The organism is Sneathiella marina (assembly GCF_023746535.1).
Taxonomy (GTDB): domain Bacteria; phylum Pseudomonadota; class Alphaproteobacteria; order Sneathiellales; family Sneathiellaceae; genus Sneathiella; species Sneathiella marina.
Map to the genome: position 1 here is coordinate 1,183,396 of NZ_CP098747.1, position 22,261 is coordinate 1,205,656.

Genomic DNA, 22,261 nt, shown 5'->3' on the forward strand with positions numbered 1-22,261 from the left:
AAGGTCTTCGAAATGGCTTCATTAGTTCTCTATTTGGTTAAGTATGAAAATGATCAAAAGGCCGCTATGCTTTCAACACCTGAAATGCGTGATCGTGCAGCAATTCATCGCGCAGCAATTACTGATTTCGGCGGCACTCCGATTGCGCAATACGGCACCTACGGTGAATATGACATGGTGTATATTTATGAGATGCCATCGGATAAGGCGCTAGCAGCAAATCTACATTTGACGGATTCATTTGGCTTGGCTAAGAACAGCAAAGCAATACCATTAATGAATAGCGAGGATTTTGTTGAATCGATGAAAATTGCGGATGGAATAGTGACAAGTTATTCTTCCGCAAAATAGATTATTCGACATTAATACCGGCGTTGTCACATAAACTTCCCTTGGACATGAAGAAACCTTAGTGCCATTTTTTAGGCAGCGATGCTTGCGGTTGCCCAAACGAAAAATGCTTCAGCGCGACATTGCTTGAGATTAGGCCGATCGACTAAGTGACGTTGTAGAGAGAAGCTATTGTAAGTAGCTGAGTAAATATTGAGAAACCTCTGAGCAGATCCTGGTGATTTAAATTTCTGCATTTTTTGTTCTCTTTGTCGTACTGGGAGATGAGAGTTCTCGGCAAGATTAATTAATCGTTTATTGTCAATGTGTTCAGCTTCTAAGCTCAAAGTTCGGAACGCTTTGTGATAAGATTTCAGTTTATCTGTCACAATTCGCGGCGGTATAAAGCCTTGCTTCTTCAATAATTTTCTTATCAGTTTCAAGGCAGCTTTGGCGTTTCGTCTCGGTTGTACTAGGAAATCCAGCACTTCTCCTTCGCTATCAACGGCACGCCACAGAAAATGGCGCCTTCTTCGTATAACTATGACCATTTCGTCCAGATGCCAGATATCGTTGGGAGTAGGGTGAGAGGATCTCAGATTTTGAGCAATGGGCGCTCCAAATTTCAGAAACCAACGTCGAACCGTTTCATTGGAAATATCCTGGCCTCGTTCGGCCAGAAGATCTTCAACATCTCGATAGCTCAGCGTAAATCGAGCAAACAGCGATACGGCTTGCTGAATAATATGAGGCGAGAAACGATGGCGCTGATAGGAGATCTTTTACATCGACAAAGATTAGTACGTCATCGATTTTCTCGCCGATAAGTCAATGTGACAATACCCCTACTCTTCAGCTATAGGTCCTATTTCCAATAGAAGTTCGTCTGCGGCTATCTGATTGCCAGCGATGGCTGATATTTCAGCAACAACACCGTCGATATTCGCAATAATTTCATGTTGCATTTTCATTGCTTCTAGCACGGCAAGCTTATCGCCCTTGGAAACGCTCTCCCCGGACTTTACGGCAATCTCCAACAGTAACCCATGCATTGGAGATTTTACGGAACCGCTATTATTGCCTTCATCAGTTCTGGAGTTTCTTGACGCGTTCGTCAGCAGGAGAGAGGTGTTGCCAATGGCAACATTAAGATTACCATCTGACTCCTCGTGAATTACGGCGTCAAAGCCGTGTCCTTTAACATTTAGTGTCGCGCAATTACCATCCACATTCACATCATCAACATCAATCAATTCATCTGCGATCTCGACTTGATATGACTGGCTGCCCAATGCCGTCACAGTGGATTGAACGGTTTCATCTCCGCGCATAAATGAAAATACGCTCTGTAGTTTGCCTGTGCTTGACCAGTTGAGCAATTCCTGATTGAGGTCGATTGTTTCGGCTAGAGCGCGATTACGTTCGAGAGTAAATTTCAAAACAGCGACAGCGGCCAGGATTTCGATTTCCTGTTGCGCCGCTTTGTAACCGCCTTCACCATAAACATCGTCAATGAAGGCTGTTGTTGCTTCGCCATTCGCAAATTTCTGCTGAGACAATGTATCAATAAGGAAATCCCGGTTCGACTTTAGGCCGAATAGCGCAGAGGATTTCATCGCCTTAATCAAACGCAGCCGAGCCTGGTTACGGGTTTCTCCATGGGCGATAATTTTCGCGACCATTGGATCATAAAAAGGTGAGACGTTGCTGCCTGTCTGAATACCGCTATCCACCCGGATATCTTTTCCTTGCGGCTCATGCCACAAGGTTACAGGACCGGTACTCGGCAGGAAGTCATTTTCTGGATCCTCCGCATACAATCGAACTTCAATGGCATGACCATTTAGCGTTACTTCTTCCTGGGTTATGCCAAGAGGCTCTCCCGCTGCAACATTTAATTGCAACGTGACAAGATCTAGTCCGGTCACAAGCTCCGTTACCGGATGCTCGACTTGTAAGCGGGTATTCATCTCCAGGAAATAGAAATTCCCCAATGAATCGAGCAAAAACTCAACGGTTCCAGCACCCACATAATCTACTGCCTTTGCCGCGTCGACAGCCGCCTTTCCCATTCTCGCCCGTAGTTCCTCCGTCATCACGGGGCAGGGTGATTCTTCTACTATCTTTTGATGGCGTCGTTGCACTGAGCAATCCCGCTCGCCAAGGTGAATTGTATTACCAAAGGTGTCGGCGAAAATTTGTATTTCTACATGACGTGGTTGTTGTACGGCTTTTTCAATTATTAGTTCACTGGATCCGAACGCATTTTGCGCTTCAGATCGAGCTAGTTGTATCGCTCCAGGCAGGTCATTATCGTTGAACACCAATCGCATACCACGGCCCCCGCCGCCCGCTGCGGCCTTAACCATTATTGGAAAACCGATGGCCATACTCTCATCGATTAGGCGCTCGTCACTTTGGTCCTCTCCCTGGTACCCCGGAACACATGGTATATTTGCCTTAATCATTGCTCGTTTTGACCGCGCTTTGTCACCCATTACATCAATCGCGTGTTCAGGTGGGCCGACAAATACCAGGCCAGCTTCATTTACTGCTTTCGAGAAAGCCGAATTTTCGGACAGGAAACCGTATCCAGGGTGAATGGCTTCAGCGCCGGATATTTTTGCGGCATCGATAATTTTTTCGATGACCAGATAAGACTCTCCAACTGGCGAACCGCCGATATGAATTTTGTCATCTGCAAATTTTACATGGGGCGCCGTTTTGTCCGCATCTGAGTAAACAGCGATAGTCCGTAAACCCAATTCTTTAGCAGTTCGCATAATTCGAAGGGCAATTTCACCGCGATTGGCGACGAGTAACGAGGAAAATTCTTTCATATTCAGTCTCCTCACATTCTCGAGACGCCAAAGGCGTTCGGCTGTAAGTCACGATTACGGCCTTCAAGGCAGGTTTCAAGAGCAAAACCAATTACATTGCGACTGTCACGGGGATCAATTACACCATGATCGAGAACACGCCCAGATGTGTAAAAGGCACTTTCCTGTTTGGTGAAATAGTCATAAATTCGTTTCTCTTCTCGCATGATCAACTCCTGATCGACAGGTTCGCCGCGACGTTCTGCTGCTGCTGTGATAATTTGACCCATTGTCTTTGATGCTTGTTCTCCACCCATGACTTGCGATGTTGAGTTCGGCCATGAAAATAAGAAGTCTGGCTCATAGGCATATCCACACATGCCATAATTTCCGGCTCCGTAGCTTGCACTGATGTAAAGCGAGATTTTTGGCACTCTAATGTTAGAGACTGCCTGTATCATTTTGGCACCATGCTTGATCATTCCGGCTTGCTCATATTCGGTTCCCACCATGTACCCTGTCGTATTGTGGAGGAAAATAATGGGTAGATTGGCAGAGTCACACAATTGAAAAAACTGGGCGGCTTTCGTTGCTCCCTGCGGATCAATAGGGCCATTGTTTCCGATCATTGCACATGGATATCCCATGACACTTGTCTGAACGCAAACGGTCGCGGCACCATAGCGTGGTTTGAATTCTTCAAAATCCGATCCGTCGACCAGTCGGGCGATAACCTCTCTGGTATCGAACGAAGCCTTATAATCCTTTGGCACCACTCCGATCAGTTCGTCAGGATCATATAGTGGGGGATCAAATGGGCGTCGTTTCGGTGGCTTTGCACGAGTATTCCAGTTAAGGCGACCAACAATGTCACGCGCAATCTCAAGACCGTGAGTGTCATCTTCAGCCAAATATTCCACCAAACCAGAAGTAGTTGAATGCATTTCAGTACCGCCAAGCTGTCGCTCGTCGGCAACCTCACCCGTTGCCGCCTTTACGAGGGCAGCACCAGCAAGGGCAGCCAAACCATTTTCCTTCACACCTATTACATAGTCTGACATTCCTGGCATGTACGCGCCACCTGCTGTGGAAGGACCATGCAGCACCACCATGGTCGGAATCCCTGCCGCGCTTAGTCGCGCAAGATTTTTGAACATACCTCCGGAGCCAGCCCAGCTTTCTACCAGAAACGTTGTTAGATCGGCGCCGGCGCTCTCGACTAGATGTACAAGGGGTAGTTTCTGCCGCCGCGCTATTTCCTGGAGGCTAATAATAGTCGGCATCGTCGTCTTGGTCATGGATCCAGCGCGGATGCCGCTATCATCAACCCAGATCATACATCGGACGCCCTTGATAAAGCCAATCCCGCAAATCAGGTTTGCACCGGGAATACTTGTCTCAGGATTGTCGTCTTCTACAAGATAGTTCGCCAGAGAATGTAGCTGCAAAAAAGGAAGGCCAGGGTCCAGTAAACGTGACAACCGTTCATGGGGTGGAATTTGCCCCCTTTTTTCAAATACCGGGCGCCGTTTGTTAGAGGTTGTCACGGCACGCTGTTCCAGGCTGCGCAGTGTTTCAATTGCAGCCAAACTGTCAGCATGGTTCTTGTTGTACGTATCTGAATTGGTGTTTACACGCGATTTGAAAATAGACATTAGCTTAGAGTCTCCGCTAGTGTGGAGGGAATAGGAATAGGGGTTTGCAATAGAATCTGGGCGTAACATTTCCCTTGCGGATCATTTCTTAAACTGGCGATACCTCCGCCGCCTAAAACGTCATGGAGAACAAAATTCATGGCGTTAGTACCAGGTAAAAAATAGCGATCCACCGAGTTTTCTTTGGGTGTCTGGAGAAAGTGTGAAAAACGTTCCGCGATTTCCTGACTTGTTAGCACCTGCCAAATCCATGGAGCGAATTCCGCTGAACGAGGAAAGATGCCAATATTGGCTTTGTTTCCCTTATCGCCGGATCGCCCCAAAGCTAGTTTTATAAGAGGTACCTTTTGCATTGAAAGGGTAAGTTCTGGAAGGTTGGTCTCAGGCTGTTCAGGTATACAGGTTTGATTAGTATCAATTGCATCACTATCCATCTCGTTGACAGTATGTGTCTCACCGTTGAGACAAACTGAAACAGGAACATCTTTTTTCGCAATCAATAGAGAAAAAAGTCGAACGACCGGTGACGGCTTCGGTCTGCTTCCTGAAAAGAGTGCTAGGCCGGGCGGTGCTGCCAATGCTAAGCCAGAGCCTTCTTTCAACACCAGTGACGTCGATTGTGGATCCTGATGCTTAACCGCAATTTTGAGTGTGACTTCCCGTGATCCAGTGTTTTTAGCTGCAGCACCGTAATGACTTTCATCTCCCATCACTTCAGTCAAGACTTCGTCAAAATCAGCGATGTTTTGAGCACGTAGTTTATTGCGCGCGCGCTGGAGGGTGGCATCTGCGAAACTTCGTGCTTTTGCCGCGGCATTTTCTCCTATGAAAAACCACACCGTTGCAATACGCCAGCCATCGTAGAAGGTCGCACTTGCCTTGTAATTGGCTGGCGCCGCCCTACCTTTTGCACCGGTCACCGATACCCTGTTATTACCCAGCTGTATAAGTTCTACTTGGGAAAAATCACAGATTACATCGGGCAAAATATAGGCTTGGGGATCGCCAATTTCATAAAGCATTTGCTCACCCACCGTTCCGGTTGTCACTGCGCCACCACTGTTATCTGGTTTACCGACAACGAAGGCGCCATCCTTGGATATGTCTGCAATCGGATAGCCCGCATCATGAAGAGAGTCCGCCATCTCTTCCCAATCGGTGTAGTTTCCGCCTGTGGCCTGCGGTCCGCATTCCAGAATATGGCCGGCGAGGCTACCGCCAGACAATGCGTCATAATCGTTTCGTGACCAGCCAAATTCGTGAATACAAGCGCCAAGCGTTACAGCGCTGTCAACGCATCGGCCTGTGATAACAATATCGGCTCCCTGGTTTAATGCTTCCGCGATCGGAAAAGCGCCAAGATAGGCGTTTATACTAGCGACTGTCTCTGGCTCCGGAAAACATTCACCGGAAAACATTTCCTTTACATTTGACGCTTGCAATTCTTCTTTGCGGCTGAGGAGATTATCTCCCAAAACCGTTGCGACTTTTAAACCAAGTTGTAATTCATCTATCAGTGCTTGAACTGCCTTTGCGCATGCCTGCGGGTTCATCCCACCAGCATTGGAGATAACTTTGATACCCTGACGAGAAATTTCCTTCAGATTTTGTTTAAGAGCGCCGGAGACGAAGTCTGTGGCATAGCCAAGGTCTGGGTCTTTGGCAATTGCTCTCGCCATAATCGACATCGTAATTTCCGCCAAATAGTCGAAAACCAGGTAGTCAAGGTCCCCCTGTTTGAGCAACTGCGGTACCGCGATATCGGAATCGCCCCAATATCCACTAGCACCTCCAATTTTCAAGGTTTTTTTGCTCATCAGAAATAATTCCTCTTGAGATTGTGACAGGTCATTCCTCAGGCCCTGTGAAAATAGTCATGAATTTGCTTTTTCATCTCGGGTCTCTGTCCCATTGCGTGTTGTATATCCCTTTCCGCATCAAGTTGAGCATCCAGACCCGTCTCACAAGCCTTGTTTATCAAGCGCTTGGAAGCGGCAATGGCTTGATGGGATTTGGTGGCCAGATCGAGGGCAATTTGAGTGGCTTTCTCGGCCAGGATTTCGTCATCAAATATTTTCCAAAAGAGGCCCCATGTATGTGCTTCTTCTGCCGTTATTCGATCCTCAAGCAAAATGGCCGCCGATGCACGTATGCGTCCTGCGATTGTCGGTAAAATCAAAGAGTTACCACCATCCGGCACCAAACTTAAACCGACGAACGGCTCGTACAGATAAGCTGAGCGGGCAGCGATAACGATGTCACCTGAAAGGGCAATAGCGACTGATACACCAGCGCATGGCCCATTTATAGAAGAGACAATTGGCAATCTGGAGGCCCGCATTCTCCGGATGAGGGGATTAAAATGCCTGTCCAGAACTTCGTAAAGATTGGGTGCTTCGTCGGTTGGTATTGTTGATAGGTCATATCCGGCACCAAATGCTCTGCCACTACCAGTCAATATGGCGGACCGAACATTTCGATCATCTTCAATGCGGTCCAGTGCGTCGGATAACTCATCGGCTGTCTCATTCCGCATCGCATTCAGTTTGTCGGGACGCAATACTGTAAGACGGGCAACGCCTTCTTCGATATGGACGGATATGTCACTATATTTCATTTGATACACCTGGGTTGTGCGTTGGCGGGTTGCGTTTATCAACCCGCCATTGCAATGCTCAATATTGGGTGAATTCTGTTACCGGAGTAACGGTTTGCTTCGCGGGGTCGATTTCGAGCACGCGAACCGCGGTAGCTGAAATATGGCGATCCTTGGCGAATGTGAGAGGCAGCGTCACGCCAGAAGTATCGAATTCTTCACCGGATTCAATTTTCTCGACGGCGCAAGCACGGGTTGGGTTTTCGCCGCAACGGCGTATAGCTTCGATCATGATGCGGGTTGCCACATAGCCGGTCATGGAATAGCGGTTTAACGCTTTCATTTCCTCTTCCGTCAGAGCAGCTTTTGCAGAATTCATAAATTTAACGGAACCCTCGGATCCCATTGGGGAAATATAATCGCCACTGAAATATGTATACCCGTAAGGTGCTGAAAGTTTCATGATTGGAGGGAGCGTTGATGTTGGCACCGTTGCAATTTCCAGTGGCAGTTTGAATTTACTGGCCTCTTTTAGCATCGCGGGTATTTCAGTAGTAACGCCGCCTATAATCACGACATTTGATTTTGCGGCACGGGTTTTAAGTATTTCAGCACCAAAATCTTTTTGACCCCGTTTGTACCGAATTGGTTCCGCTGCATCTGCCTTGAATTCACTGACCGCCCTGTCAAATGCTTCTTCAACTTGCTTTCCAAAGTCATCATCTTGCCTAATAACACCAAACTTCTCGTTTTCGGGTTTGCGGTTTTTGTGAATGTAATCCAACTGGGCAAATAACAAGTCCTGATAGGAGGCGCCAATCATAAAAACTGTTGGTTTTATCGGATCCACTGCAGCTTTCAACGGCGAGAACGATACAATCGCGGGAATACCCTCTTCTTCAAGGACGGGAAGGATCGCAGCTGTTCCTGCGCCAGCGCCGGTCCCGATCAGCCCAAACACACCCTCATCAATATGTTTGCGCAGACCCTGAACAGTGCGGGCCGGAATATAACCGTCATCCTCAGTTTTAATTACGATGATACGTCCATTGACGCCGCCACTCGCATTGGCTTCCGCCGCTGCAACTACAGACCCAAAATGGGCGGCGCGTCCAACAAGAGCCGCGGAGCTGGTCATTGGCAGAATATTACCGATGATGATCTCTTTGTCAGTCACACCGGGTTCAGCAGAAGCGGTTGCACTGCTTGCGAGCAATGCCAACGCCCCGATTAATGTTGATTTACATAGTTTCATTTTTTTTCTCCCTTTAGTTACCCGGCCGCTTTCCGTATCACACAGACAATGGCCAATGGGTCCAGTAACGCTTCACATCTTGCCAAAGACCAATAAGTCCGTGAGGTTTGAGACGAAGCATAATGATGATCGCCAGCCCGGTAAGAAGCCCGCGAAGTTCATAAATGTAAGTAGAAAGCAGATCGGTAATTCCAGAAGGCAACAGATCAATCACCTCACGTGTGGCTTCTGGTAATAGGACAATAAAAATAGCTCCAAGTATGGCGCCGGGCACTGAACCCAACCCACCGACAATAATCATCGCCAATGCTTCAACGGATAGAAGAAGATTAAATAGATCGACATTGATAAACTGAAATTGGAAGGCCATGAGACCGCCAGCAATTCCGACAATGAAGGACGAAACTACAAAAGCGATTAGTTTATATCGGGTGAGGCTGATGCCCATCATACGCGCGGCAATGTCGTGATCACGTATAGCCGTGAAGGCGCGTCCCACACGGGATCTCAAGATGTTCAGGGCGGCTACTGCCGTAAGCACTGTAATCGCCAGGGCCAAATAATATAGCTGTGCGGGTGATGAAAGATCGAGACCGAGAAAGTCCAGATTTTCTATGCGGACGCCATATGGTCCGTGAGTTATGTCCTCGGCATATAGAAGGAAATGAGTAATGATAAAGGAAAAAGCCATTGTCGTGATGGCTAGATACAGCCCTTTCAATCTTAATGACGGTATGCCAACGACAAGACTGAGAAGTGCAGCCATGACACCCGATGCCAGCAGTGCAAGTTCGGGTGGCCAGGAATAATCCGTAATTAGAAGTCCTGTCGTATAGCATCCCGCGGCCAGAAAACCCGCTTGCCCTAATGAAATCAAGCCGGTAACTCCGGTTAGAAGGTTCAGCCCAATTGCGCCAATTGCCGCAATAAAAACCGTGATAGCAAGGGCCAGGAAGTAATTGCTCGCCAGAATTGGGAAGGTCACCAGGATTAGAAGTAAAATTCCAATCCAGTGCCAAACAGTCCTACTGTCGGAAAGTTTTACATGGGTCGAATAGGTCTCTATGTAATGACCGGTTCTCATCAGACGCGCTCCAGTTCTTTTTCGCCAAACAGGCCGTAGGGTTTGATCATCAGGACAACAATGATGACGATAAATCCGGATATTTCCTTCAGGCCATGGCCTATGTATCCTTCGGAGAGCTCTCCGATGACACCAATGATCAGACCTCCAAATCCGGAGCCAATTGGTGAATCCAGCCCGCCCAGAATTGTTGCTGGAAAGGACCTCAGCCCCTGGAACCAGATATCAGGAGCGCGAGAAAACATGATGGAAAATGTGATGCCAGCCAGACCGGATATTATGGCTGAGATAGCCCATGCGAGGGCGGATACACGTCGAACATCGACACCCATCAAGAGGGCGGATGTTTCATCCATAGCCGTTGCGCGCATGGCAACACCAACACGGGTAAACCGGAAGAACAAGTAAACGGTAGCGGAAACTGTAAAAAACAGAATTATGGCGGCCAACTGCTCGCTATAGAGAACCACCGGACCAATTTCTATTAAACCGCCCGAAATGGACGATTCAAAACTTTCAGCATCCACGCCCCAGATCATGTGAATACCGCTTCGCAAAGTAGCGGCAAGCCCAATCGTAACCATGACAATTGTGAAAATCGGCTGGCCGATCATCGGGCGTATCACCAGTCTTTCGGTTAAAACGCCTACTATTGCTGCTACGATAATTGACGCGAGAATCAGAATGGGGAAAGGTAAGGGAAGTGCGTTTCCAAGACTCCAGCTCAAATAGGCAACCAACATCATTACTTCGCCTTGAGCAAAATTTAAAACCCCTGTTGTTTTAAAGATAATCGCGAAGGAAACAGCAATCAGTCCATAGATCGATCCGATGACAAGGCCGGAGGCAATAAGATTTAATAATAGATCCATGTCGCAATCCCTATTACGCGTAAAGCGCTTCAATAATTGGTTCGAACTTTTCTTCGATAACCGAGCGTCGGACCTTCATCGTGGCTGTAACTTCTCCGTCGTCATGGTCCAGCTCTTTATCGAGCAGTGCAAATTTTCGAATATTTTCAACGCGGGAGAATTCCTTGTTTACTGCGTGTATTTCGCCGTCAATCAACTCGAATACCTCAGACTGATTGGCGAGATTTTTAAATGTTGTGTAGGCAAGGCCCCGTTCTTGCGCCCATTTCCCCACAGTTTCGTAATCGATTTGGATAAGTGCCGTGATATAGTTTCGTCTTTCGCCGATTAACACGGCCTCGCGGATGTAGATTGAATCCTTCATTCGGTTTTCTATGAGGGATGGCGTGATGTTTTTTCCGCCAGACGTTATGATGATGTCTTTCTTTCGGTCAGTAATCAGTATCGAATTATCATCGGTGAGCTCACCGACATCTCCCGTTTGCATCCAGCCGTCTTTAACGGCTTCAGCCGTTGCGTCGTCGTTTCTCAGATAGCCTGGAAATGTTGCCTTGCAGCGGACGAGAATTTCTCCGTCTTCAGCTATTTTATGCTCATAGGTATCCAGTGGCGGGCCGGACTGTCCCAAGGCGGTATGGCCGGGATACTGGCTATGAGATATCCCCGAAAGCTCTGTCATTCCATATACTTGGTAAACTTTAAGGCCAATAGCCCAGAAAAACTCAAGGACTTCAGGGGAGATAGAGGCGCCACCACATAGCATGGTTCGCGCGCGATTAAGACCAAGCGATTTCTGTAGAGCTCTGAAACAGATCAGCCAGAGAAACCAATAAGTTGCTTTGTCTTTTAAGGATGTTCGTTCGCCGCCATTTGCCAGTTGCCGTTGTGCGATCGAGCGGCCGTACGTTAAGCATTTTTCAACCAAATCTTGCTGAAAAGGGCGCGCATCTTTCAGCTTAACCATAATGCCGTATTGCATCTTTTCCCAAATTCGAGGGACGCCTAAAAAACCGGTTGGCGCTATTTCGCGCAAGTTTTCAGCAATTGTATCTATGGATTCCGCAAAATTCACGGGTGTTCCATTTACTAGCTGCATAACTGTAGAGCACAGCCGCTCAGCTACGTGGCAAAGGGGTAAATAACATAGAACCTCCCAATTTTTGTCATCAATACCATGCCGCTCAGCGAGCTTTAGGCCGCCCCAGATTAGGCCTTCATGAGAAAGCATGGCACCTTTAGGCATTCCGGTTGTGCCGGATGTGTAAACAACTACAGCCACATTCTTTGGTGTCAAAGCATCAATAGAGTCCTCGAACAGATTTCCGAATTCCTGCCTTTTTAATCGGCCCAATTCAGTCACTTCCTTGAAACTCATCAGCATATCTCGGGGATAATGAGCGAGACCTTTCATATCGACGCAGATCACCTTTTCCAAATTTGGAAGGGAGCCGCCTTGTTCAATGGCGTCGAAAACCTTATCTGTTTGTTCCTGATCACCGCACACCACGATTTTAGCCTGTGAATGATCAAGGATGTAGCGTAGTTCTGGCCATGGATTGGTGGGATATATACCGATACAGGCGCCGCCAAGGGCTTGAATTGCCATATCGGCATACATCCATTCAGGGGTGTCTTCGCTGGCAACCGCCAGGAAATCGCCCTTCTTAACGCCCAGAGCCGCCAGTCCAAAAGCAAAGTCTTTTGAACGCTCAAAATAGTCCTTAAAAGTGGACCTTTCCCAAATACCGAAGCTTTTTTCGCGAAAGGCGAGACGGTCCGGATATTGTTCGGCCCAGAACAGTAGCAGGCCGGGAAGAGTGGATTTTTCGAAAATTTCACTGTTACGTAGCATGCTCAGTCCTGACCTAGATAGGCATGTATGACGGCTGTATTTGAAGAAATTTCTGCTGGAGTCCCCTCTGCGATCAGAGAGCCATGATTGAGAACGGCGACCCGATCAGAGATATCCATGACAATTCCCATGTCGTGTTCCACCATTACAATGGTGATTCCAAGCTCTTCGCGGATATCTAGAACGAAACGGGCAATGTCTTCTGTTTCTTCGCTGTTCATCCCGGACACCATTTCGTCGAGAAGAAGAAGCTTGGGTCCGATCGCAAGGGCCCGACCAAGCTCTACCCGTTTCTGAAGGCCATAAGACAAAAGCCCCACGGGAATGTCACGAAGATGCTCAATCTCCAAAAAGTCGATGATTTTCTCAACTTGCTGGCGGGCTTTAATTTCTTCTCGTCGTGCAGGGCCCCAGAAAAAGGCTGCACTAACAGGGGTTGCTGAAAGCTTGTGATGGAGACCGACCAGTAGATTTTCGACAACTGTTGCGTGTGAGAAAATAGCCAGATTCTGGAACGTTCTACCTATTCCATAGCCGGCAAGGTGATGGGTCTTAGCGCGATGAATGGGATGTCCGTCGAAGTCAATGGTACCGCTGGTTGTCGGAAACAGGGCGCTAATGAGATTGAACAGGGTAGTTTTTCCGGCACCGTTAGGGCCTATAACACTATATATGGATCCTTTGGGCACAGAGAACCCGACACTGTCGACAGCCATCAAATCCCCGAATTTTCGGGTTACGTTTTCAAGAGTTAAAAGCGGTGTCATGATAACCACCGCTTGCGACGCTTATAGTGCTTTACGTCGCGGAAATTTTTGCGATCGCCACCTTCTGAATATCCCAAATAGAATTCTTTGACATCATCATTGCCGGCGATATTTTTTGCTTCACCATCCAAAACGACGCGACCATTTTCAATGATATAGGCATAGCTCGCCACGCGAAGAGCGAGAGATGCATTTTGTTCGACTAACAAGATTGACAGACCTTCTTCGTGATTTAGGGAAACAATAGTTTCAAAAATCTGCTCAATAATTTGAGGGGCGAGACCCAGGGAAGGTTCGTCAAGCATCAGTAACTTTGGCTTCGATAGCATTGCACGGCCTATAGCCGCCATTTGCTGTTCGCCACCAGAAAGATAGCCAGCGGTATATTTTCTGCGCTCTTTGAGGCGCGGGAAAAGTTTATAGACACGGTCAAGTGCCGCTGACACGTCTCCCCGGGATTGCAGGTAACCTCCCATTGTCAAATTTTCTTCAACTGTCATTAACGGAAAGAGGCGGCGTCCTTCCGGCACATGCACAATTCCTTTACGCACAATTTCGTCCGCCGGCATTACAAGCAGGCTATCGCCCCCAAGTGAAATTTCACCGTGGAGAATTTCTCCCTCCTCGGGATAGAGGACATTGGATATGGCTTTTAGAAGTGTTGATTTTCCCGCACCGTTGGATCCTAAAAGAGCGACGATCTGACCGGGGGCCACGTCAAGGGAAACGTCACGAACTGCTTCGATGGCGCGGTCGTACATTACCTGAACATTGGTCAGCGCAAGCATCGATTAATCCTCAGCCCGCGAAGAGTTTTCCATCCGACTAACGGCCGCCTCCAATCGCTCTACTCTTTTTGAGAGGTCGTCGGACTCGGATGGCGGCAAGGCCATTCCGGCCCAAATTAGTTCGGACAGTTGTTTGGTTATCTTGTCAACATCGAACTCACTGCGGTTAGCCAGAAATCCGGAAGCATGGCTTTCCAGACCGCCAAAGATCACATCACGTATTAGCGTTGTTGAGATGTCGGCTCGCAATAGCCCAAGTTCCATTCCTTCCTCAATTACGTCCGTCAGAACCCGAACATATTTGCGATTGAGCTCGAAAAGCACGCTGTCATGATAATCGTCAGCTCCACGCACTTCTGTAAAAAACAGACGGCTCAAGTCGGGACTGGCTTTAATTGCCTTAATGTGATTTCGAATGATTGTTCGGAATTTCGCTTGGGTACCTTCAACATCAGCGAGAGATTCCATGAACCCGGCTATCAGATCCTCGTACCAATGTTGAACCACGACAAGTAACAGATCACGTTTGTTTTCATAGTATTTGTATATTGTACCTTCTCGTATCCCGGCTTTCTCGGCGATTTCAGAAATGGAGGCGGCGGCGTAACCCCGCCGGGAGAATACACTCCGTGCTGCAACCTCAATTTCTCGCATTCTATCTTCTGGTGCCATGCGGACTGCGCGGCGTTTTTCAACGGCGTTTGCCATGTTTACCTTCCTGTCCATTCTGGACGGCGCTTTTCAGAGAATGCTGAAAATCCTTCTATTGCGTCTTTTGTGCGGGCCATATTGGCGAGCATAAAAGGCGCATATTCAAGCGCTGTTTCGAAATTCATTTCTCTAATTTTTGCAAGCGCCTGTTTACCGAGTCGAATACCGGTCGGTGAATTGACGGTGATCCGCTTCAACAGCCAGTCCATTTTGGAATCGAGCTCATCCGCCGGCACGGCATAATTTATAAGATGATGATTAATGGCGTCGCCGGCGGTCAAAGGTTCCCCGGTCAGGCACATTTCCATCAAGATTCTGGTTGGGGTAACCCTTAGTAAAAAGGGGAGGATCATCATTGGGAACAGGCCGACTTTGACTTCTGTTACGCCGATTAACGCATCATCTCTTGCAACCACAAGATCGCATCCGCAAACAATGCCGAATCCACCAGCCAGCGCATGGCCATTTACTTTCGCGATGAGTGGTAACCGGCAGGCTTCCATTTTTTGAAATAATTTCGGTACATAATGCTGAGGGTCATGAGCCTCGATTGCAAAAGGAGTGCCTTCGGCGTTGGGCTGTAAATCGCCGCCTGCACAAAAAGCCTTGCTGCCACTTCCGGTGAGAACAACCGCTCGAATGGTCGGGTCTTTTTCCGCCTGATCCAGCGCTTCCATTATTCCGGTTGCGACAGCCTCATTAAGGGCGTTTCGGCGTTCTGGTCGGTTGATCGTGATGGTGAACACGCCATCTTTTTTATCTAAATTTAGTACCGCGCCCAAGTTATTCTCCTAACTGGCTCATCTTTTTTAGCTGTCCATTGATATAAATGAACATAATTCATTAATTATGTCAATAGAGGGATTTCTCATATAGGAGATGTCGAATTATCGCTATAACCTATTGAAATAAAAAATAAAAATAAATAGAACTCAAAGAGTTTACCAAATAAATTAAAAAATATTATTCATTAATATTGATTTTTTGCGGCAACCGTGTTTAATTGAAATACCGAAACGGCTTTACCGACTAGAGAGGAAAGACTTTGACCGAAAATCAAAATTCGCCGGAGTATCTTATTGATAACAAAGGTGACATGCCGTTTGCTCTTACGCTTGAGCAAGTCGAAATTTTGGATCAGACAGATAGATTCGCAAAAGCTGAACTTTACCCACTCGCCAATCGAATGGACGATGAAGAATGGTGGCCTGATGAAGCTTTTTCAAAGATGGGGGAGGCCGGGCTTTTTGGGCTTACAGTAGAGGAGAAATATGGCGGATCTGGCTCCGATCTTCTTACGGCGGGGGTTGCGCTGCAGGCGGTATCACGGTGGAACCATGCCATTGCCTTGTCATATGTTGCGCACGATAATCTGTGTCTGAACAACATTTATCGCAATGGAAACGAGGATCAACGTAATCGGTATATTCCGCAATTATGTGCGGGAACAAAAGTTGGGGCGCTGGGACTCACGGAGCCTGGTGCAGGATCAGATGCCTTGGGCTCCATGAAAACGACCGCCCGGCGTGACGGGGACTACTATGTATTAAACGGATCAAAATTGTATATAACGAACGGCCCAATAGCTGATGTTCTTTTGATATACGCAAAAACGGACAAGGATCGGGGCGCGCAAGGAATATCCTCCTTTATTGTTGAAAAGGACTACCCCGGGTTCCAGGTTGCACAAAAATTGACGAAAATGGGCTATCGAGGCAGCCAAACAGCGGAGCTCGTATTTAACGACTGTAAAGTACCGGTTGAAAACCTGGTAGGCGAAGAAAATAAGGGGGTACAAGTGGTGATGAGCGGGCTAGATCTCGAGCGCGCTATGATTTCTCCCATTTGTCTCGGCATTTCTGAGCGTGCCTTAGAGTTGTCCATTGATTATGCAAAAACACGTCAGCAATTTGGCAAGCCAATTGGATCGTTTCAAATGGTTCAATCAATGTTGGCGGATATGTATGTTGCGATTGAGACAATGCGCACCTTTACTTATCGTACATTAAGCGCTGCTTCCGCCCTTGAGATTGGGGGAGGTGGCAGAGGTGAGATACACCAACTGACCGCAGCTTCTGTTATGTATGCAGCAAATGCCTGCCATGAGGTGCTGGATAAGGCCGTCCAAATTCATGGCGGGTCAGGATATATCTGGGAATCAGAAATCAATAGACTTTACCGCTCCATCAAATTGTTGGAAATCGGTGCTGGCACGACTGAAGTTCGTAAAATGATTATAGCCGGTGAGCTACTAAGCGATGGGTGATTGTTGAGGTTTTAACTAAATTCAATAGTCTTTTAGGAGATTCAAATAGTGCAGCAAGCTAGAGATTACTTGGAAGAGTGCGACGCGCTTTACGAATTGGTCACGCCTTTATCCGGAGATGTTTTTGACAGACCGACCGAGTTCAAAGGCTGGACAATCAATAATATTCTTCGTCACCTGCATATTTGGAACTGGGCCGCTGGCATGTCATTGCAAGATGCACCTGAATTTGACGATTTCCTCCAAAAAGCCATGCCCTACATCTTCAAAAACCAGTTGAGGGAGTTCGAGAGTTTATGGCTGGATGAGCTGGACGGTTCTGAACTTGTGGTGAAGTGGAAAGACTACTATTCCGATATGGCAGCACGCTTCGATTCGACTGCTCCCTCTACAAGAGTAAGGTGGGCGGGGCCCAGTATGAGCGCCCGGTCCTCGATAACGGCACGCTTTATGGAAACATGGGCCCATGGTCAGGCTATATACGATCTCCTAGGTGTTAAGCGTCAGAACCATGATCGCATTAATAATATTGTTGTACTTGGTGTGAACACATATGGCTGGACTTTCAAAAATCGAGGAATGGAGATTCCCGGGCCAATGCCACACATAAAATTGACCGCGCCCTCTGGCGCTATTTGGACTTACGGTGAAGATAGCGCATCTGAAGTTGTTGAAGGGCTCGCCGAGGAATTCTGCCAGGTCGTGACGCAATCTCGCAATATCCGGGATACGGATCTAAACGTAACCGGTAAAATAGCAAGCGCCTGGATGGAAACTGCCCAATGTTTCGCCGGCCCACCTGAAATGCCGCCGAATGCCGGCACGCGAGGCAATTTCAGCCTGACTTAGTTGCTTGACGGATGGTTAACCTAAAAGATGTTCCTCCCGGACGCTGCTGCCGTATTTTCGGAGAAAGCTAGAGAAAATTGTTTCCCTCGAATAACAATGACCATTTCATCCAAATGTCAGGTTTCGTTGGGAATAGGGTGTGAAGATCTAAGGTTCCTGGCAATTGGCTCACCAAATTTCAGACATCATCTTCGACTTGACACAACTACAGTGGATTTTGGACATACATCATTACAGCTAGATGAATAATCTCAGGTGAAGTTTTGAATTAACAAAAGGGATTTTTCGTGCGCCAACCGTAAATTCAGCTTCATCACAGCTCAACTGATTTTCTATGATAATGCCGCTGCGATAAAGCCAATAATCCAAACAAGGCAATATCAGAAACTAAAACAGCGAATTGAGCGGGAAAAGGCCAGCGATCCCCAAAGATGCTGAACGAAAACCCAATTACCATTGCCGCTAACCCTATGGCAGTTTCATATCCGCTAAAGCGTAGCAGCCAAGCCCGATACACAAGCAGGGTACAGGAGATTAAAGCAATTGGAACCGTAATGATTGAGCCAAGCCCCCAGAAGTCGAACTCCCCGGATAGGAGAATGACAGGGTTGTAAACGATCAGATATGGAATGATGAAACCCGACAAGGACAGTACAAAAGCGCGAAAAGCCGTGGCGAAATAAGGTGCGCGTGCAATTCCAGCACCGGCTAAAGCACCGAGTGCGACTGGCGGGGTCACCGCAGAAATGATGGCGAAGTAAAAGCAGAAGAAATGAGCTGACAAAATCGGAACGCCCATTTTCACTAGAGTTGGTGCGACGACAATAGCAACTAAGCTATAGGCTGCTGCTGGCGGCACACCGCACCCGAGGATTATGGCAACGACCATAGTCATAATGAGCGCTAGGTGAAGGTTGCCCGCAGATAGTAATTCAACTAAACCAGCAATCTTTCCTCCTAGACCAGTGGTTATGAGACTTTGTGAAATTATCCCGACAATCGCCAGCGACACTCCGATTTTAGCGCCGACAACGGCCCCTTCTACGACGCGGGTCAATAACTCACGTGCCGATGGCCGATCTTTGCGAATGTAAGCAATACACAAACAAGAAACAATCGCCCAGAACGCAGCGACACCCGTGGAGTAATGCAACATCAACAAAAGTGCAATCAATCCAACCGGGATAACGAAACTGGGGATGCCGATAAGTACAATCCGCCGGTCGGCCGTTTCTTTCGGCGCCTTGATGTCGGAAATTACGGAGACGCTTTGCACCCCAAAAAATACGCAAATGTAAAATAATACCGCCGGAACAATCCCGGCAATCATTATATCCGCATAGGGTACGCCGACAAAAAAGGCCATCAGGAAGGCTGCTGCGCCCATCACCGGTGGCATTAACTGACCGCCCGTTGATGCCGTCGCCTCAATTGCACCCGCAAGAGCTGGTTTGTAACCGACTTTTTTCATATACGGGATGGTAAACGCTCCCGTTATTGCGACATTGGCTACTGATGCGCCGGTTACCATTCCGATCATTGAACTGGAAATGACGGCCGCCAACCCTGGCCCACCGCGCATTCGACCGCTAACCATTTTTGACAACTCACTAAGAAAATCGCTGATCTTGAGCAAGCCCATGAGCGAGCCAAAAAGAACAAATAGAAAAATCTGATTGGCCGAGATAGCGAGAAAATTACCGTAAAGACCGGTTAATCCAATCGACAGATAGGAAATCACATATTCAAAATTGAAATTTCGATGAGACAAGGGGCCCGGTATATAATGGCCGAGAAAAAAGTAGGCAATAAATATTGCCGCGACAATCGGTAGCGTCCACCCCCAAGCCTGCCGGGTGGCCTCTATGCAAACAGCGATAGCGATCAATCCGATTATAATATCCGTCGGTTCTGGAAAACCTATATCTTCTTCCAGCCGGGTCATGTTGAGACCGACATAGGTTGTCGCTCCAATCGCCGCGAAGATCAGAATAAATTGCACCGAGCTTTCGGTTTTTGTTTTTGAAGTCACCAGCCGATCCAGAAAAAGGACGACAAGGAGGAAGGCGAGATGAAGATTTTGATGCTCGAAACTACCAAGGACGACACCGTAAACAGTAAACAAGTGATAGACGACCATGCAGACTGCGGCAACAATCAGCACCCACCGGACGGAACGTTGGAATGGCGAGAGGAGTTGTTCAGAGGAAGCCAAAGAATTCATGGAAACGTTACCTTGATATCGAGATCGATCTTCCTGACCGGATCGACGGGAAGATCGATGATTTTCATTTGTTGTCGGAGGTTACTTAACCAACCCTGCCTCCCGATAGGCTTTCAATGCGCCCGGGTGAATGTTCTCCGGCTTCCAGCCATAAGCCAGAGTGCCAGGAGCCATTAATTTGCCGAGGGCGTGGTATTCCTTGAACTCACCAACATGGTCGATGATCATTTTGGTCAGATTGTAGACGGTTTCATCGGGAAGTTCCGGATAGGCGACCCAGGCGATGGCGTCGAAAAAGCCGTTCATCGGGGCGTCCATACCAGCGACTGCGCCGGTTGGAACGGAAAGGTGGTTTATGCCGACACCGGAATCCATGGTTTTCTGTACGGCGTCTTTACCCCATGGAATATGATAGAGGGTACGTCCAGATGCCATCAGTTCGGCGGTTTGCGGGCTTGGCTTGAATTCACCGCTGGAGACATTTGCGTAACCGCCAATAATCGCAGCATCCACTTTGCCGTCGAGCAACGCCTGTGCGGCCGGCTTGGTGCCAAGCCGTTCAATCGTAATCTCGTCGTGCAAGCCCCAACCTTTGCTCAGAATCAGCTCAGGTTCGACCGTCCATAAAATCTGTGGCGGACGCCCAAGGGCCACACGTTTGCCGGCCAGATCCTTGATAGATTTGATTTCCGGATCGAAAGTCGCCAACCAGACCGAGCCAAGGAGGTAGTTGGCAATAAGTTTGGCGGGTGGGTGTTTTTTCTTGAACGGCTTCAGACCGTTAACAGCCAAATAACCAAGACCGGTAGTATAAGGCGTAAAAGTAGCTGTCTTTAAATCTGGTTCCTTGGCAAGTTTGCGGACATTGAAGACAAGTCCGGGTGATTCAGATGCAACAACGTTGACACCTGCATCAGCCTTTTTTGAAATCTGTTCTATGGCGTTACCCAGGGCATAGCTGCCTGTACCGAATGGACCAGCAAACAACGCCAGTTCCTCCGCAACTGCGGTCTGTGAAACAGCAAGGCAGGCGACGAGTGACGCGACGATTGGTATTAAGTTTCGCTTTTTCAAGATGAAATCTCCTGTTCCGATAGTTCTACCAGTTATAGGTCCGCTTCAGGCCGCTCCTTCTGGTGCAACAGAAGCACCGAAATCAGGAATTGGCTTCGTTGATGCGGTCAATAACTGCTTTTAAAGTTTCATATAGTGAAACTCTATTTACAATAATGTAATATTAGGTATTATTGGGCATGATTGTCAACAGGAAATCAGCGCGTATCGGATTGATGGTGGAGTTGGGTGAAGGATTTTCGGAGATTGAAAACAAGCTTGAGGGAGCGTATATATTTCTATTATTGTAACAAGATACCTATAAGTGAAACTCAATCATATCGTGTGAAAGGCGATCCTTATATGAAAAAGGACACCACATTACAGACCGTTAGCCGTGCCGTTAGAGTATTGCGTTGCTTCGATGGGGGCTCGCTCGATTTATCCCTAAAGGAACTGACCGAACGCATGGCTTTAAACAAAGTGACGGTTTTGCGTCTGGCACGAACCCTCGTAATGGAGGGTTTATTAGTTCACGATTCCCGAACGGGCCTCTATCGGTTGTCTTTCGGCTGTATAGGGCTGGCCCGCAAGCTAGTAAATCGCGACGGACTATTCGAATGCGCCCTGACTTATATGGAAGAAGTCCGCCAAAATACGAATGAAACAGTTTGCCTCATTGTCCGTGAAGAGCTGGACCGTGTGACCACGCATTCTTTACCAAGTTTTCAGCAGGTCCGTTTTGTCCTCGAAGTCGGCGACCGTCGCCCGGTTTATATGGGTGCCGCAGGTCAATGTTTGATTTCTGAGCTGTCTGAGAGCGAACTTGAGACGATTTTCGCGCAAGCCGACGATAGACCGGGTCAGGAATACAAAGCCGTCAGCAAAGCCGAAGCTTTAGACAGGTTAGCCCTGGTTCGAAAGCGCGGCTGGGCAATTGGTCGTGGCGAGTGGTCTTCAGAAGCGGCAGGTGCCGCCGCGCCAATCCACGGCAGCGATGGAACCGTTCGTGGGGCAATCAGCGTCGTCATGCCGATAACACGCGCTGCAGACGAATATATGGAAAACTGTGCCCGGACCGCAAAGAAAGCCGCCCTTCAAATATCAAAAGAGTTGTCACGACAACATCAATAGGAACTT

19 protein-coding genes are annotated in these 22,261 nt (G+C 47.9%); 4 read left to right on the top strand and 15 right to left on the bottom strand.

All coding sequences use genetic code 11. The annotated features are described in order from the left end of the window. Nucleotides 1-12: 12 nt before the first annotated feature. Nucleotides 13-351 carry a GYD domain-containing protein gene (locus NBZ79_RS05700; protein WP_251936231.1) on the top strand — a complete coding sequence of 113 codons (339 nt, stop codon included), beginning with the start codon at nt 13-15 and terminating at the stop codon, nt 349-351. 71 nt (nt 352-422) lie between these two features. Here NBZ79_RS05700 and NBZ79_RS05705 read toward each other — a convergent pair whose 3' ends face one another. The 13 genes from NBZ79_RS05705 to NBZ79_RS05765 all read right to left on the bottom strand — a co-directional run bounded on the left by NBZ79_RS05705 (nt 423) and on the right by NBZ79_RS05765 (nt 15,511). Next, nucleotides 423-1,109, bottom strand: a complete 687-nt coding sequence (locus tag NBZ79_RS05705) for an IS6 family transposase (protein ID WP_251938045.1) — start codon at nt 1,107-1,109, stop codon at nt 423-425. Between the two features lie 66 nt (nt 1,110-1,175). After that, on the bottom strand, nt 1,176-3,170 hold the full coding sequence (locus NBZ79_RS05710) for an acetyl/propionyl/methylcrotonyl-CoA carboxylase subunit alpha (protein ID WP_251936234.1): 1,995 nt from the start codon (nt 3,168-3,170) through the stop codon (nt 1,176-1,178). A gap of 11 nt (nt 3,171-3,181) precedes the next feature. Continuing rightward, nucleotides 3,182-4,804, bottom strand: a complete 1,623-nt coding sequence (locus tag NBZ79_RS05715) for an acyl-CoA carboxylase subunit beta (RefSeq protein ID WP_251936236.1) — start codon at nt 4,802-4,804, stop codon at nt 3,182-3,184. Next, entirely contained in the window at nt 4,804-6,621 is a 1,818-nt protein-coding gene (locus NBZ79_RS05720) for an acyclic terpene utilization AtuA family protein (protein WP_251936239.1), read from the bottom strand. The genes NBZ79_RS05715 and NBZ79_RS05720 overlap by 1 nt, the downstream gene beginning before the upstream one ends. Before the next feature lie 38 nt (nt 6,622-6,659). Continuing rightward, a complete protein-coding gene (locus NBZ79_RS05725; RefSeq protein WP_251936241.1) occupies nt 6,660-7,421 on the bottom strand; it encodes an enoyl-CoA hydratase-related protein in 762 nt (253 codons plus the stop codon). 58 nt (nt 7,422-7,479) lie between these two features. Continuing rightward, on the bottom strand, nt 7,480-8,655 hold the full coding sequence (locus NBZ79_RS05730; protein ID WP_251936244.1) for an ABC transporter substrate-binding protein: 1,176 nt from the start codon (nt 8,653-8,655) through the stop codon (nt 7,480-7,482). A gap of 37 nt (nt 8,656-8,692) precedes the next feature. Then, nucleotides 8,693-9,739: a branched-chain amino acid ABC transporter permease gene (locus NBZ79_RS05735; protein WP_251936247.1), complete on the bottom strand. Its 1,047-nt coding sequence runs from the start codon at nt 9,737-9,739 to the stop codon at nt 8,693-8,695. Continuing rightward, entirely contained in the window at nt 9,739-10,611 is an 873-nt protein-coding gene (locus NBZ79_RS05740; RefSeq protein WP_251936249.1) for a branched-chain amino acid ABC transporter permease, read from the bottom strand. Before NBZ79_RS05740 ends, NBZ79_RS05735 begins: the two co-directional genes overlap by 1 nt. Nucleotides 10,612-10,624: 13 nt before the next feature. Then, nucleotides 10,625-12,463, bottom strand: coding sequence for an AMP-dependent synthetase/ligase (locus tag NBZ79_RS05745; protein ID WP_251936252.1), 1,839 nt, complete (start codon nt 12,461-12,463; stop codon nt 10,625-10,627). A 2-nt stretch (nt 12,464-12,465) separates the two neighbouring features. Further along, the gene (locus NBZ79_RS05750; RefSeq protein WP_251936254.1) at nt 12,466-13,230 is read right to left on the bottom strand and encodes an ABC transporter ATP-binding protein; all 765 of its coding nucleotides are present in this window, start codon (nt 13,228-13,230) and stop codon (nt 12,466-12,468) included. Continuing rightward, on the bottom strand, nt 13,227-14,018 hold the full coding sequence (locus tag NBZ79_RS05755; RefSeq protein WP_251936256.1) for an ABC transporter ATP-binding protein: 792 nt from the start codon (nt 14,016-14,018) through the stop codon (nt 13,227-13,229). The genes NBZ79_RS05750 and NBZ79_RS05755 overlap by 4 nt, the downstream gene beginning before the upstream one ends. 3 nt (nt 14,019-14,021) lie before the next feature. Beyond that, nucleotides 14,022-14,726, bottom strand: coding sequence for a TetR/AcrR family transcriptional regulator (locus NBZ79_RS05760; RefSeq protein ID WP_251936257.1), 705 nt, complete (start codon nt 14,724-14,726; stop codon nt 14,022-14,024). Between the two features lie 2 nt (nt 14,727-14,728). Continuing rightward, the gene (locus tag NBZ79_RS05765; protein ID WP_251936259.1) at nt 14,729-15,511 is read right to left on the bottom strand and encodes an enoyl-CoA hydratase-related protein; all 783 of its coding nucleotides are present in this window, start codon (nt 15,509-15,511) and stop codon (nt 14,729-14,731) included. A gap of 314 nt (nt 15,512-15,825) precedes the next feature. On the opposite strand from NBZ79_RS05765, the gene NBZ79_RS05770 reads away from it, so the two are divergent. Both NBZ79_RS05770 and NBZ79_RS05775 read left to right on the top strand, forming a co-directional pair. Further along, the gene (locus NBZ79_RS05770) at nt 15,826-16,995 is read left to right on the top strand and encodes an acyl-CoA dehydrogenase family protein (protein ID WP_420854586.1); all 1,170 of its coding nucleotides are present in this window, start codon (nt 15,826-15,828) and stop codon (nt 16,993-16,995) included. 48 nt (nt 16,996-17,043) lie between these two features. Continuing rightward, entirely contained in the window at nt 17,044-17,844 is an 801-nt protein-coding gene (locus NBZ79_RS05775; RefSeq protein WP_251936263.1) for a TIGR03084 family metal-binding protein, read from the top strand. Nucleotides 17,845-18,157: 313 nt separating this feature from the next. Here the strand turns inward: NBZ79_RS05775 and NBZ79_RS05780 are convergent, their stop codons facing one another. Together NBZ79_RS05780 and NBZ79_RS05785 are read right to left on the bottom strand one after the other, a co-directional pair. Next, nucleotides 18,158-20,068: a TRAP transporter permease gene (locus NBZ79_RS05780; RefSeq protein WP_251936265.1), complete on the bottom strand. Its 1,911-nt coding sequence runs from the start codon at nt 20,066-20,068 to the stop codon at nt 18,158-18,160. Nucleotides 20,069-20,149: 81 nt separating this feature from the next. Next, nucleotides 20,150-21,142: a TAXI family TRAP transporter solute-binding subunit gene (locus NBZ79_RS05785; protein WP_251936266.1), complete on the bottom strand. Its 993-nt coding sequence runs from the start codon at nt 21,140-21,142 to the stop codon at nt 20,150-20,152. Between the two features lie 342 nt (nt 21,143-21,484). On the opposite strand from NBZ79_RS05785, the gene NBZ79_RS05790 reads away from it, so the two are divergent. Continuing rightward, nucleotides 21,485-22,255 carry an IclR family transcriptional regulator gene (locus tag NBZ79_RS05790; protein ID WP_251936268.1) on the top strand — a complete coding sequence of 257 codons (771 nt, stop codon included), beginning with the start codon at nt 21,485-21,487 and terminating at the stop codon, nt 22,253-22,255. Nucleotides 22,256-22,261: the final 6 nt, after the last annotated feature.